The following is a 13075-nucleotide window of genomic DNA, read 5'->3' as shown; positions in this document are numbered from 1 at the left end:
TCATGACCACCGTCCGCGTCGAACGCCTGCCCCACGCCGAGGGCCTGGCCCTTCCCGCCTATGAGACGACGGGATCGGCGGGCATGGACCTGCGCGCGGCCCTGCCCGAGTTCGAGCCGGTGATCCTGGCGCCGGGCGAGCGCAAGCTGATCCCGACGGGCCTGAAGATCGCGCTGGAGCCGGGCTATGAAGCCCAGGTGCGGCCCCGTTCGGGTCTGGCGCTGAAGCACGGCGTCACCTGCCTGAACTCGCCCGGCACCATCGACAGCGACTATCGCGGCGAGGTCGGGGTCATCCTGATCAACCACGGCCAGATCGCCTTCGAGATCAATCGCGGCGAACGTATCGCCCAGATGGTGATTGCGCCCTACGCCCAGGCCGTCATGGCCGAGGTCGAGGCCCTGGACGAAACCGCGCGCGGCGCGGGCGGCTTCGGCTCGACCGGAAAATAGGCCGGCCCGTCGGGCGGGCGCCTATCGAGGCGCCCGCTTGGCCAGGATGCGCTGCAGGGTGCGGCGGTGCATGCCCAGGCGGCGCGCCGTCTCCGAGACGTTGTGGTCGCACAGCTCATAGACGCGCTGGATATGCTCCCAGCGCACCCGGTCGGCGCTCATCGGGTTTTCCGGCGGCTCGGGGGCTTCGCCGGTCGAGAGCAGGGCCTTGACCACGTCGTCGGCGTCGGCGGGTTTCTGCATATAGTCGACGGCGCCGGCCTTGACCGCCGCGACGGCGGTGGCGATGGCGCCGTAGCCGGTCAGCATGACGATGCGGGCGTCCTCGCGGCGTTCGCGGATGGCCTCGACCACCTTCAGGCCGTTGCCGTCCTCCAGCCGCATGTCCAGCACGGCGAAGGCGGGGGCCGCCACGCGCAGGGCGTCGCTGGCCTCGGCCACCGAACCGGCCAGGGTCACGGCGAAGCCGCGTGTCTCCAGCGCCCGGCCGAGGCGGGTGCGCAAGGCCTGGTCGTCGTCCAGCAGCAGCAGGGTCTTGTCGGGCAGGGCCGCGATCTGGGTCTCTAGGTCGGACATGAAATTCTCCTGACGCTCAGGTCGTGCCTCTGCGAGGCATGGTCAAGGTCGAAGCTCTCGACTGCGACATCAGGTTCCACCTACGACGCGCGCGGTTCAAGGGCGGGGTCGGCGACTTCCAGGGCCTGTCGCGGCCAGCGGACGGTGACGCGGGCGCCCCGGGGCTGGCCCTTTTCGCCATGGCCGGCGCCGACCGAGACCTTGCCGCCGCTGCGCTCCAGCAGGGTGCGGGCGATGAAGAAGCCCAGGCCCATGCCGCCCTGGCTGGGGGCGATGGGGGCCGTGATCGGCGGCGGCGCGGCCTTGCGCCCCTTGCCGCGCGGCGCGGCGGGAGAGGCGGCGGCCGCGATCTGGGCCGCCAGCGCCCGGCGCGCCTTGGCCTGAGGCCGGCTGGTGACATAGGGCTCGCCCAGACGCGGCAGGATCTCGGAGGCGAAGCCGGGGCCGTCGTCGACGATGTCGATCTCGATCCAGCCGGCGTCGACCACGGCTGTGACCCCCACCCGGCTGTTGGCGAAGTCGGCGGCGTTCTCGATCAGGGTCGACAGGCCGTGGATGACCTCGGGCAGGCGGTGGACGCGCGGCAGGGGCTGGCCGGGCGGGGCCTTCACCGCCGTCTGGAAGTCCAGATCAAAGCCCCGGTGCGGCTCGACCACCTCCTCCAGCAGGGCCTTCAGGTCGACGTCGGCGTAGAGGGCGTCGCCTTCTTCCGGCTGGGCCGACAGCTGTTTCAGGATGTCGCGGCAGCGCTCGGCCTGTTGCAGCATCAGGGCGGCGTCCTCGGCGACAGGACTGTCGGGCGGCGAGGCGCGCAGCAGCTCCTTGGCCACCACCTGAATGGTCGCCAGCGGCGTGCCCAGCTCATGGGCGGCGGCGGCGGCCAGACCGCCCAGCGCCGCCAGCCTCTGCTCGCGCTGCAGCACGTCCTGGGTCGTGGCCAGGGCCAGCTCCAGCTTCTCGGCGTCGGCGGCCACCTTCCACGCATAGCCAGAGGTGAACAGAACGCCTGTGGCCAGCGCCAGCCCCATGCCGAAGCGATAGAGGCCCGGCAGGACCAGATGTTCATGCAGACGCCACGGCAGGGGCAGGGACCAGGAAAAGAGGACGACCAGGGCGATCAGGGCCATGACGCCCAGCACCAGGGCCTGACGCGAGGGCAGGGAGGCGGCCGCGATGGTCACGGGCGCCACCAGCAGCAGGCAGAAGGGGTTGTCCAGCCCGCCGGTCAGGGCCAGCAGGGTGGCCAACTGCAGGATGTCGAAGCCCAGCTGCGCCGCCGTCTGGCGCCCGTCGGGCAGGCCGCCGTCGATGCGTCGCGCCCGCGCCATGGTGGCCAGGTTCATCACCACCCCGGCGCCGATCACGGTCAGGCATTCCCACAAAGGCAGGGGGAAGTGCAGGGCGAAATAGGCGGTCAGGATGGCCGAGGTCTGGCCGAGGATGGCCAGCCAGCGCAGCACGATCAGGGTCCGCAGCGACAGGCCGCGTCCGCGCCGGGGCTGCTCGCGCAGGGCCTCCATCGCGCCGGGGCGACCGGCGACCTTGACCGCCTGCGACAGGGAGGGGGCTTCTGTGCTGCTCACGCCTCTTCTATAGACCGCGACGCTGGCGGCTGCACACCCGTCGCCAGAACCCGAGGAGAAGTCGATGCCGCGTCGTCCCGTCATTCTGTTCGCCGCCGCCTGCGCGGTCATCGCCCTGGCCCTGGGCCTGATCACCATGGTCGTGGTCAAGGGACGCGAGCAGTCGGCTCAGGTGGCCGAGACCGGCACGGGTCAACCGACGGTCGGCGGCCCCTTCACCCTGACCAATCAGGACGGACAGGTGGTCGACCAGACGATCCTGAACGGCAAGTGGACCCTGGTCTTCTTCGGCTTCACCTACTGCCCCGACTACTGCCCGACCACCCTCGGTGTTCTGAACGCCGTGCAGGAACGGATGGGCGACAAGGCCAAGGACCTGCAGATCGTCTTCGTCAGCATCGACCCCGAGCGCGACACGCCCAAGCTGCTGAAGGATTATCTGTCGTCGGACGGCTTCCCTGACGGCGTCATCGGCCTGACCGGCACGCCGGAACAGACGGCCCAGGTCGCCAAGGCCTACCGCGCCTTCTATCAGAAGGTCGGCGAGGGCGAGGCCTATACGATGAACCACAGCCTGACCGTCTATCTGATGGGGCCGGATGGGAAGTTCCGCAGCGCCGTGGCCCACGACCTGGGGCCGGACAAGACCGCCAAGCTGATCGAACGGGCGATGGAGCGCGGCTGATCACCTTTCCCTGATCGGGCGCGACCTTGGTCTGTTTTGCGTCGGAATGCGTTATATGCTGCACTGCCGCATCGGCGGGGGCCGCAGTCGGGGTTTCATGCTCTACGCATTTCACGAGCTCGCCTATCATTCGGCGGCGCCGTTCCGGATCGGGGCCCAGATGGCCCGCCAATTCTGGACGTCGCCGTTCAATCCGGCCTCGGACACGGCCATCGGCCGCACGGCCTATGCCTCGGCCGAGGTGTTCGAGAGCCTGACGCGGCGCTACGGCAAGCCCGCCTGGGGGCTTGAGACGCTGGACATCGACGGCCAGTCGGTGCGCACGACCGAACAGGTCGTCTGGTCTTCGCCCTGGTGCAAGCTGGTGCGGTTCGCACGCCATGCAGGCGATCTGAAACGGGCGGGCAAGCCGACGGCGGCGCCGGCCGTCCTGATCGTCGCGCCCCTGTCGGGCCACTACGCCACCCTGCTGCGCGGCACGGTCGAGGGCTTCCTTCAGGACCACGACGTCTATGTCGCCGACTGGGAGAATGCCCGCCAGGTGCCGATGCTGGAAGGCCGCTTCGACTTCTACGACTACATCGACCACGTCCGGGCGATGCTGACCGCCATCGGCCCGCGCGCCCATGTCGTCGGCGTCTGCCAGCCAGGCCCGCCGGTGCTGGCGGCCTGCGCCGTCATGGCCGCCGAGAACGACCCGAACCGGCCCGCCTCCATGACCTTCATGGGTTCGCCCATCGACGCCCGCCTGTCGCCGACGGCGACCAACCAGCTGGCCGAGGAAAAGCCCTTCACCTGGTTCCGGTCGAATATGATCCACACCGTGCCCTGGCCCTATCCGGGCTTTGGGCGGCGCGTCTATCCGGGCTTCGTCCAGCTCTACAGCTTCATGTCGATGAACGAGGACAAGCACCTCGACGCCCATCATCGCTATTTCGAGAGCCTGGTCGACGGCGACGGCGACGGGGTCGAAAAGCACGAGCAGTTCTACGACGAGTATCTGTCGGTGCTGGACCTGACCGAGGAGTTCTATCTCCAGACCATCGACATCGTCTTCCAGCAGCACCTGCTGGCGCGCGGCCTGCTGCAGTATGAAGGCAAGGCGGTGGACCTGTCGGCCATCACCGACATCGGCCTGGCCACGGTCGAGGGCGAGAAGGACGACATCTCCGGCGTCGGCCAGACCCAGGCCGCGCACGGCCTGACGCCCAACATCCCCGACGAGCGCCGCCTGCTCTACGTCCAGCCGGGGGTCGGCCACTACGGCGTCTTCAACGGCCGCCGCTTCCGTGACGAGATCTATCCGCGGGTGCGCGACTTCATCGCCCAGAACGAGTCCTTAAGTGCAGTACCGGAACGGCCAGCGGCTGCCGCTTGAGGGCGGGGGCGCCCTTCGCCTGTCGGTGAACCCGCGCGCACGAAGGCTGTCGATCCGTATCGACGCCCGCGCCGGCGAAGCCGTGGCCGTGGCCCCGTCCGAGCGCCGCCTGACCGAGGCGGTAGCCTTTGCGCGCACCAAGTCGAACTGGATCGCCGACCGGCTGGCGGCGCGGGTCGCGGGCGCGCCGCTGGAGCCGGGCGCGGCGGTGTCGTGGCTGGGTCGGACCGTCCGTCTGGAAGCCGTCGGCGGGGCCGGGGCGGCGCGGCTGGTCGAGACGGCGGACGGGCCGGTGATCCGCTCGGGCGGCGAGGGCGAGGCCTTCTCGCGCCGGGTCGAAAACTGGTTCAAGCGGGCGGCGCGTGAGTTTCTGGTCGAGCGCACCGAGGTCCATCTGACGGCGCTGGGCCAGAAGCCGGTCAGGGTGTCGATCGTGGACACCCGCTCGCGCTGGGGTTCGTGCAGCCCGCACAACCGCTCGATCCGCTATTCCTGGCGGGTGATCATGGCCCCGGCAGACGTGGCCGACTACCTGGCCGCGCACGAGGTCGCCCACCTGGTCCACGCCGACCACAGCCCGGCCTATTGGGCGGTGGTGCATCGCCTGGTCGGGGACCATCGCCCGTTCCGCCAATGGCTGCGCGACCACGGCGCGGCGCTGCACGCCGTGGGGCGCTGAGGCCTCGGGCGAGGCCGGCTAAGACTTTATCCGTCATCCTCGGCCTCGTGCCGAGGATCCATAAACGCGACGCTGGCGATCCGAGCGTCGTCGCGCGAACGGCCGACCTTGATTCTCTGGATCCCCGGCACAAGGCCGGGGATGATGGCAAGGAAGGTGGGGCGCCCCCTAGAAGAAGACGGCTTCGGGTTTCTTCTCGCTGCGCGGGGCGTCCTTGGGCGACGGTTGGGGCGAGGTCGGGCGGACGACCGGCTGGTCGTTGGGCAGGGGCTTGGGCGCCGGGACGGGCTCGCCGTCGACGATGGCCGGGGCGTTCGGGTCGCCGTCCTGGCCTTGCGCGTAGGGGTCCTGAACCTGTCCCATCATGTCGCCGACCGGATCGGGCGCGACCCAGCCTTCGGGCAGGGGCGGGCCGTTGGGGATGGGCTGGACCGCCAGCTTGGGCAGAGCCGCCTCCATGAAGCCGCGCCAGATGGCGGCGGGGGACGAGCCGCCGGTCACGCCGCGCATGGCCTTGTTGTCGTCCTTGCCGACCCAGACGGCGGCGACGAAGCCGCCAGTGTAGCCGACGAACCAGGCGTCCTTGTAGTCCGAGGTGGTGCCGGTCTTGCCGGCGATGTCGCGACCGCCGATGGCCGCCGAGCGGCCGCTGCCCGAGGTGATCACGCCGCGCAGCATCTGGTTCATGTAGTAGAGCGGCGGGTTGTTGATCGCCTGGCCGTTCTCGCCCGTGCCGTGCTGGTAGATGACGCGGCCCGAGGGGGTGCGGATGCGGCTGATGCCATAGGCCTCGACCCGCTTGCCGCCGTTGGCGAAGGCGTCATAGGCCTGGGCCATCTCCAGCGGGCTGACCTCGACGGCGCCGAGCGCCATGGACGGCTGCAGGCCGATCGCGCCGGTGACGCCCAGACGGCGCGCGGCGCGGGCCACGGCGTCGCGGCCGACCTGATCCGCGACAGAAGCGGCGACCGTATTGGTCGACTGGGCCACGGCCTGGGCCAGGGTCATCTGGCCCGCGAAATTGCCGGAATAGTTCTTGGGCGACCAGCCGCCGATGGTGACGGGCTCATCGACGACGGGCGTCGAGGGCGTGTAGCCGGCCTCGACCGCCGCCAGATAGACGAAGGGCTTCCATGCCGAACCGGCCTGACGGCGGGCGTCGACGGCGCGGTTGAACTGGCTGTCGGCGTAGGAGCCGCCGCCGATCATGGCGCGGACCCGGCCTTCGCCGTCCAGGGCGACCAGGGCCGCCTGTTCGACGCCCCGGCCCTTGTCGCGGTCCAGGATGCGGCGCACGGCGCGCTCGGCGTCGGTCTGCAGCGTCAGGTCCAGGGTGGTCTCGACCACCATGTCCTCGGTCGGTTCGCCGACCAGGCCGCGGATCTGCTTGTCCAGCCAGTCGATGAAATACTGGGCGTGCTGGCTGGCCAGGGTGCGCGAGACGCGGACCGGCTGGGCCACGGCGGCGTCGCGCTGGGCCGGGGTGATGGCGCCGACATCGACCATTTCGTTCAGGACGACATTGGCGCGGGTGGCGGCGCGCTCGCTCTCGGACACCGGCGAATAGCGCGAGGGGGCTTTCAGCAGGCCGGCCAGCAGGGCGGATTCCCCGACCGTCAGCTTGTCCGCGCTCTTGTCGAAATAGCGCTGCGAGGCCGCCTCGATGCCATAGGCGCCGGCGCCGAAATAGACCCGGTTCAGATAGAGGGCGAGGATCTCTTTCTTGGTGAACTTCATCTCCAGCCAGACGGCCAGCATCAGCTCCTGAACCTTGCGCTTCAGGTTCTGGTCCGGCGTCAGGAACAGGTTCTTGGCCAACTGCTGGGTGATGGTCGAGCCGCCCTGGACCACGCGCCCGGCCTTGAGGTTCAGGGCCATGGCCCGGCTCATGCCGATGGGGTCGAAGCCGGGGTGGTGATAGAAGCGCCGGTCCTCGATGGCGATGAAGGCGGCGGGGACATAGTCGGGCAGGGCGTCCAGATCGACCGGCGGGGCCATCTGGGTGCCGCGCACCGCAATCAGGGCGCCGGAGCGGTCCAGATAGGTGATCGAGGGCTGGCGATCGACCTCATAGAGGGTCGAGGTGTCGGGCAGGTCGCGCGCGAAGATGGCGAAGAAGACGACGGCGAAGATCAGGCCCCAGACGGCCAGGACCGCGCCCCAGTAGAAGAGGTTGCCGAGGAAGGACCGACGCGGCTTGGCGCGTCCTTGGCCGCCGTTCGGGGCTCCGCCCTGCTCGTTGCGGTCCGGTCCGCCGTCTCTACGCGCCATGAAAGTCCCTCTTGCCAGCGGCGCGACCCTAGCTGGTCACGCCGCCGCAGAAAACGCCCCGCTTGAGTTCACAGGAGCGTGAGGGCCTATTTCGCCGAAAGAAAGGCGTCGAGCTGGCCATAGAAGGCCGTCGGCTGGTCCAGCATGATGAAGTGGGCGCTGTCGTCGATACGCTTCAGTTTGGCCCCCGGCAGGTTGGCGAACGACATCTGATAGATGACGTCGGTGATGGCGTCGGTCATGCGCGGGTCGTTGAACTTCACATAGAGGACCTCGGTCGGGGCGGTGATCTTGCCCAGTTCCGGACGCAGGTCGGTGACGATCAGTTCGCGGAAGGCGGCGGCCGAGACCTGCTGGTCGCTGGTCTCGACGTCGTGCAGCGGGCCGGTGCGGGCGGCCTCGGTCTTGATCATGCCGGTGACGGCGGCCTTGGCCTGGGTCAGATACTGGTCGCGGGGCGCGGCCGACTGGGCGGCGAAGACCTGATCGGCGACGGGCTTGACGCTCTCGGCCGTGGTTCCGGGCGGGCCGAACATGGCGCCCATGAAGGGGATCATGTCGATGACCATCAGCTTGCCGACGGCGTCGGGATGGCGGGCGGCCAGCATCATGCCCATGGTTCCGCCCATCGAGTGGCCGACGACGGCGGGCTTGGTCAGCCCCTGCTCGCGGATGTAGCGGGCGATCTCCTCGGCCACGGGGGCGGCGACGGGGCCGGTCGCATTGCCCTCGGCCGGCGCGCCGGCGAAGCCCTGCACATGGATGCGGTGGACGCGGTAGGCGCCGTTGAGGTGATCGACCGCGCCCTGCCAGGCGGCGGGCGAGGAGCTGAGGCCGGGGATGAAGATGACGTCCGGCCCCTGGCCCTCGACGGCGACATGGATGCGATCCGAGGCGAAGGCGGCGTGCGCGTGGCCGTGGGCGGCGTGGCCCTCGGCGTGGTTGACGTGACCGTCCTGGGCCAGGGCGGCGGCGGGCGCGGCCAGGATCAGAAGGGCGGCGGCGAGAGCGGAGCAGCGGATCATGGCGAGCTTTCCCGATGTGATGGTCGTCGAATAGGTCATTTGCTTTGCAATGTAAAGTACTTTGACTGCTTTGACGTTCAGCCCGACGACACAGGCGGCGTCTCTTGATAGAGAGGGGGGATGAAGCCAGCCGCCGCCGATCCCGTCCAGTCCCCTTCGTCCGACGCCGCCGAGGCGAAAGCGCCGTCCGCCACTGTCGGGGCGACCGCCTTCGGCAAGGGCTTCGTGCGCGACGCCTGGTATTTCGTCGCCCTGGCGCGCGACGTGCCGGTGGCCAGCCTGAAGCGTTATGAGGTGATGGACGAGCCGGTGCTGATCGGCCGGACCCGCGCGGGCGAGGTCTACGCCATGCGCGACATCTGCCCCCACCGCGCCGCGCCGCTGTCGGCCGGGCGGCTGGTCGAGAAGCCGGGCGAGGGCGAGACGATCGAATGCCCCTATCACGGCTGGCGCTTCCGTCCCGACGGCGTCTGCGCCGCCATTCCGTCGCTGGTCGAGGATCAGGCGTTCGAGGCCAATCGCATCCGCGTGCGCTCCTATCCGGTGCGCGAGAGCCAGGGCATGGTCTTCGTCTGGATGGCGTCGGACGCGCGCACGCCGTCCGAACCGGATCATGAGCCGCCCTTGTTCCCCGGCGCCGAGGGCGAGGCCAAGCTGGTCGAGGCGATGGATTTCGACAGCCATATCGACCACGCCGTGGTCGGCCTGATGGACCCCGCTCACGGTCCCTTCGTGCACCAGCAATGGTGGTGGCGCTCCGAACATTCGATGCACGAAAAGGCCAAGACCTTTGCGCCGCGCGACTATGGCTGGGCCATGGTGCGCCACGCCCCGTCGTCGAACAGCCGCCTCTACAAGATCCTGGGCGGGGCCCCGGCGACCGAGATCACCTTCCGTCTGCCGGGTTATCGCTGGGAGCATATCCAGGTCGGCGCCAAACAGGTGCTGGCCCTGACCTGCCTGACGCCGGTGACGGAAACCAAGACCCGGATCACCCAGATCTTCTGGTCGGACCACTGGGTCTTCGCCATCGCCAAGCCCTTCCTGCGGATGGGCGTGGTCGCCTTCCTGAAACAGGACGGCGGCATGGTGAATCTGCAGAACGAGGGGCTGAAATACGACCCCGCCCTGATCTGGATCGACGACGCCGACAAGCAGGCCAAGTGGTATCAGCAGCTGAAGCGCGAATGGACGAAAAGCCGCGCCGAGGGGCGCGGCTTCCTCAATCCGATCAAGGAAGTGGTCTTGAGGTGGAAGAGCTGAAGCTCTTCTAGGGCGCTATGCTCGGGTCGCGGACCCTCGCGGCTTGAGCGCATTTCGGCTCTTCAAGCGGCGCGACAGCGCCTGATCAGGCGTACGCGAAGCGCCAGGCCGCGTCGGGTCGGGAGGTCCCGGAGGGCCGACGACCGCGGCCCTCCAAGAATGCGGCAGTTCTTACTGTCGCGCGAGTTGGCTGGACAGGATCAGGTCCAGTTGCTTGCGGATGTGCGGCGTCAGCTCCTCGATGCCCCAGTTGTCGTAGGCGGCGTAGCGGAAGTTGGCGATGAAGACGTCCCAGATCATGCGGGCCATGACCAGCTGATCCAGGTCCTGACGCAGCTCGCCTTCGCGAATGCCGCCTTGCAGCACGGCGATGATGGCCTCGACGATCGGCTTGACGAAGGTGCGCGAACGCACGTCGGCGGCTTCGGGCTGGAACCAGGAGCGGGCGATCATGGCCTGCATCAGCGGCAGGTGCTCCAGCGAGCGGTGGTAGCCGGCGGTCAGGCCCTCGGCCAGGCGCTCGGCGACGCGGCCTTCATGACCGGCGGCGGTCTGGATGTCCTGCAGCAGGCCGGCCATTTCCTCGGCGAAGACGCACTCGAACAGTTCCGCCTTGTCCTGGAAGTTGGCGAAGACGGCGCCGGTCGACATGCCGGCGCCCTTGGCGATGTCGCGGATGGTGGCGGCGTCGTAGCCGCGCTCGGCGAACAGGGCGCGCGCGGCGTCCAGCACCTTTTGACGGGTGCGGATCTTGGCCGCCTGACGGCGGTTCAGACGGGGCTGGCCCTCGGCCTCGACGGCTTCAGGGGCGGACAGGGGGGTATCACGCATCAGCAAAAAACTCTGGCAGTTCGGTTAGGGCGAAACGCCCGCCGGTCGTGAAGGAACGGCAGCGCGTCGTCAGCTGTGGTCCAACGCCGCCTCGGCGAGAACCACGAACCAGGCGACGACCGACGTCCCGTGGGGGGAAGGTCGAACTTTCATCACCGAACAATGACCAAAATGGGTCGCTTACCGATCTCAAATCCTGCCCAAGCTTGGCCTTAAGGTCAATCAGGATAAGGGGTTTTACTTAGATTGGTCGTCCGCGGGCGGCGGGGGAGCCGCGGCGCGGAGGGTGCGGAAGGCGCGCGCCGGGCGGGCGCCGCGGCCATCGGGGGCGGCTGTCTGGAAGGCCTTGCGGAAGCCGTCGCGGCGCTCGTGGATCGAGGCCAGCACCAGTCCCATAGGCACGCCCAGATCGACCAGGGTGTTCTCCGCCAGCTGCAGGCTGGCCTCGGTGGTTTCCGGCACGGCGTCGGTGACGCCCAGGGCGTAGAGGCGCGCCGCGTGCCGATCGTCGCGGGCGCGGGCGATCAGGATCAGGTCGGGACGCAGGGCGCGCGCCGTGCGGACGACCTCGTCCACCTTGGACGGCGCGTCCATGGTGACGATCAGGGCGCGGGCGGTGGCCAGGCCGCAGGCGTTCAGCAATTCGGGCCGGGCGGCGTCGCCGTAATAGACCTCGCGGCCCTCGGCGCGGCCGGTCCGGACCGAGGCCGGATCGGCGTCCAGGGCGATGAATTTCTGATCGTGCTCGGCCAGAAGATCGCCGACCAGACGGCCGACGCGGCCGAAGCCGACGATCAGTACGGCGCCGTCCGGCGCCAGCACCGAGGTCGAGGTGGGCGACAGGTCCTCGGTCTGGACGTCGGGCGGAGGCGCGATACGTCCGGTCAGGGTGCGCGCCAGGACCGCCATGATGGGCACGGTGAACATGCTGAGCGTCGCCGCCAGCATGGCCTTTCGCGTCAGATCGGGGGCGGCCAGGCCCTCGACCAGGCCGGTGGACAGAACGACGAAGGCGAACTCTCCCGCCGGACCCAGCACCAAGGCGGTTTCGATGGCCGAGCGCCCCGCCAGACCCCAGGCCCGGGCCAGGGCGAAGATCACCAGGGCCTTGAGCAGGATCAGCCCCCCGGCCATGCCCAGCACCGTCACGGGGTCGGCGGCCACGGCGTCCAGATCCAGGCTGATGCCGACGCCGATGAAGAAGACGCCGAGCAAGAGGCCCTTGAAGGGGTCGATGGCCACCTCGACCTCGCGGCGGAACTCGGTTTCGGCCAGCAGGACCCCGGCGACCAGGGCGCCCAGGCTCATCGATAGACCGACCGCCTGGGCCGCCAGCCCGGCGGCGACGACGACCAGAAGCGACGCGGCGACGAACAGTTCGCGGCCTTCGCCCCGGTGCTGGGCGCGGGCCACCGAACGGAACATGGGGCGCAGCACCAGCCGTCCCAGCAGGACCATCAGGAACAGGCCGCCGGCCGCCGGCGCCAGGGTGAAGAGGGCGCGGCCCAGTTCGGCGGGTTCGATCTCCGCGCCGCCCATTCCGCTCCCCTGGGCGAGGGTCGCCAGGACGGTGACGGTGATCAGGATGGGCGCGACGGCCACGTCCTGGGCCAGCAGGACGGCGAAGGTGGCGCGGCCGGTCTCGCTGTTGATCCGGCCCTGCGCCGCCAGCACCGGCATGACCACGGCGGTGGATGACAGGGCCAGGCCCATGCCCAGGACCGCCGCCCCGGCGAGCGGCTGGCCCAGGATCATGAAGACGACGGCGATGGCCCCGGCGCAGATGGCGATCTGCAGCATGCCGAGGCCGAACACGAGCCGCCGCATGGCCTTCAGCCGCTCCCACGACAGCTCCAGCCCGATCATGAACAGCAGGAAGGCGACGCCCAGTTCCGACAACTGGCGGATCTGCGCCTGATCGCCGATGGTCAGCCAGCTGAGCCAGCCGTCCGACTGGGCGAACCGGCCCAGGCCGTCGGGCCCCAGCAGGACGCCGGCGGCGAGGAAGCCCAGCACGGGGCTGATCTTCAGGCGGTTGAACAGGGGCACGACGACCCCGGCCGCCGCCAGAAAGACCACCAGGTCCCGATACTCGCCGCCGTGCGCCTCGCCCATGAATCCTCCCTGAGCCTGATCGGTTGAGGTGGGATCGCTTCGCGATTCCACCGATGTCGTGAATCAGGCTCCAGATTGATGCTGGAGCGAAGATCTGGGTTCAGATGTGATCGCACCTGAACCGATTTCGCTCTAGCGCCGCACTGTGGCGCAGGCGATCACGTTCTGGCGATAGCGCTCGCGTCTTTCATGAACTTTTTTTAAGACGCGCCGACGC

The 13075-nt window shown here is 69.2% G+C and carries 11 protein-coding genes; 5 read left to right on the top strand and 6 right to left on the bottom strand.

The genetic code is table 11. The features are described 5' to 3' along the window. Nucleotides 1-2 precede the first annotated feature (2 nt). Nucleotides 3-452, top strand: a complete 450-nt coding sequence (gene dut, locus AC3IS2_RS13685; protein WP_489198333.1) for a dUTP diphosphatase — start codon at nt 3-5, stop codon at nt 450-452. 21 nt (nt 453-473) lie between these two features. Here the strand turns inward: dut and AC3IS2_RS13680 are convergent, their stop codons facing one another. Both AC3IS2_RS13680 and AC3IS2_RS13675 read right to left on the bottom strand, forming a co-directional pair. Further along, on the bottom strand, nt 474-1028 hold the full coding sequence (locus AC3IS2_RS13680) for an ActR/PrrA/RegA family redox response regulator transcription factor (protein WP_489198332.1): 555 nt from the start codon (nt 1026-1028) through the stop codon (nt 474-476). A gap of 80 nt (nt 1029-1108) precedes the next feature. Beyond that, complete coding sequence (locus AC3IS2_RS13675; RefSeq protein WP_489198331.1) at nt 1109-2611, bottom strand: ActS/PrrB/RegB family redox-sensitive histidine kinase; 1503 nt, start codon at nt 2609-2611, stop codon at nt 1109-1111. Between the two features lie 64 nt (nt 2612-2675). On the opposite strand from AC3IS2_RS13675, the gene AC3IS2_RS13670 reads away from it, so the two are divergent. From AC3IS2_RS13670 to AC3IS2_RS13660, 3 genes are all read left to right on the top strand, one after another. Next, the gene (locus tag AC3IS2_RS13670) at nt 2676-3296 is read left to right on the top strand and encodes an SCO family protein (RefSeq protein ID WP_489198330.1); all 621 of its coding nucleotides are present in this window, start codon (nt 2676-2678) and stop codon (nt 3294-3296) included. Nucleotides 3297-3393: 97 nt separating this feature from the next. Continuing rightward, complete coding sequence (locus tag AC3IS2_RS13665) at nt 3394-4674, top strand: polyhydroxyalkanoate depolymerase (RefSeq protein WP_489198329.1); 1281 nt, start codon at nt 3394-3396, stop codon at nt 4672-4674. Beyond that, nucleotides 4640-5353: a M48 family metallopeptidase gene (locus AC3IS2_RS13660; RefSeq protein ID WP_489198328.1), complete on the top strand. Its 714-nt coding sequence runs from the start codon at nt 4640-4642 to the stop codon at nt 5351-5353. Before AC3IS2_RS13665 ends, AC3IS2_RS13660 begins: the two co-directional genes overlap by 35 nt. A 168-nt stretch (nt 5354-5521) precedes the next feature. Here AC3IS2_RS13660 and AC3IS2_RS13655 read toward each other — a convergent pair whose 3' ends face one another. Further along, nucleotides 5522-7624, bottom strand: a complete 2103-nt coding sequence (locus AC3IS2_RS13655; RefSeq protein WP_489198327.1) for a PBP1A family penicillin-binding protein — start codon at nt 7622-7624, stop codon at nt 5522-5524. A gap of 86 nt (nt 7625-7710) precedes the next feature. Then, complete coding sequence (locus AC3IS2_RS13650) at nt 7711-8649, bottom strand: alpha/beta fold hydrolase (RefSeq protein ID WP_489198326.1); 939 nt, start codon at nt 8647-8649, stop codon at nt 7711-7713. Between the two features lie 120 nt (nt 8650-8769). Between AC3IS2_RS13650 and AC3IS2_RS13645 the strand changes: the two genes are divergently transcribed. After that, on the top strand, nt 8770-9912 hold the full coding sequence (locus tag AC3IS2_RS13645; protein ID WP_489198325.1) for a Rieske 2Fe-2S domain-containing protein: 1143 nt from the start codon (nt 8770-8772) through the stop codon (nt 9910-9912). Nucleotides 9913-10083: 171 nt separating this feature from the next. On the opposite strand, the gene AC3IS2_RS13640 is transcribed toward AC3IS2_RS13645, so the two are convergent. Together AC3IS2_RS13640 and AC3IS2_RS13635 are read right to left on the bottom strand one after the other, a co-directional pair. After that, nucleotides 10084-10743, bottom strand: a complete 660-nt coding sequence (locus AC3IS2_RS13640) for a TetR/AcrR family transcriptional regulator (protein ID WP_489198324.1) — start codon at nt 10741-10743, stop codon at nt 10084-10086. Between the two features lie 237 nt (nt 10744-10980). Then, a complete protein-coding gene (locus AC3IS2_RS13635) occupies nt 10981-12858 on the bottom strand; it encodes a cation:proton antiporter domain-containing protein (RefSeq protein WP_489198323.1) in 1878 nt (625 codons plus the stop codon). Nucleotides 12859-13075 lie beyond the last annotated feature (217 nt).

This window comes from Brevundimonas sp. KH_025, from assembly GCF_057839885.1.
This window is presented reverse-complemented; position numbering and strand designations above follow the sequence as displayed.

Excerpts from the sequence above, each read along its gene's own strand:
- AC3IS2_RS13645 (WP_489198325.1), top strand. The coding sequence starts at position 8,770 with ATGAAGCCAGCCGCCGCCGATCCCGTCCAGTCCCCTTCGTCCGACGCC.
- AC3IS2_RS13670 (WP_489198330.1), top strand. The coding sequence starts at position 2,676 with ATGCCGCGTCGTCCCGTCATTCTGTTCGCCGCCGCCTGCGCGGTCATC.
- AC3IS2_RS13650 (WP_489198326.1), bottom strand. The coding sequence starts at position 8,649 with ATGATCCGCTGCTCCGCTCTCGCCGCCGCCCTTCTGATCCTGGCCGCG.
- dut (WP_489198333.1), top strand. The coding sequence starts at position 3 with ATGACCACCGTCCGCGTCGAACGCCTGCCCCACGCCGAGGGCCTGGCC.
- AC3IS2_RS13655 (WP_489198327.1), bottom strand. The coding sequence starts at position 7,624 with ATGGCGCGTAGAGACGGCGGACCGGACCGCAACGAGCAGGGCGGAGCC.
- AC3IS2_RS13680 (WP_489198332.1), bottom strand. The coding sequence starts at position 1,028 with ATGTCCGACCTAGAGACCCAGATCGCGGCCCTGCCCGACAAGACCCTG.
- AC3IS2_RS13640 (WP_489198324.1), bottom strand. The coding sequence starts at position 10,743 with ATGCGTGATACCCCCCTGTCCGCCCCTGAAGCCGTCGAGGCCGAGGGC.
- AC3IS2_RS13635 (WP_489198323.1), bottom strand. The coding sequence starts at position 12,858 with ATGGGCGAGGCGCACGGCGGCGAGTATCGGGACCTGGTGGTCTTTCTG.
- AC3IS2_RS13665 (WP_489198329.1), top strand. The coding sequence starts at position 3,394 with ATGCTCTACGCATTTCACGAGCTCGCCTATCATTCGGCGGCGCCGTTC.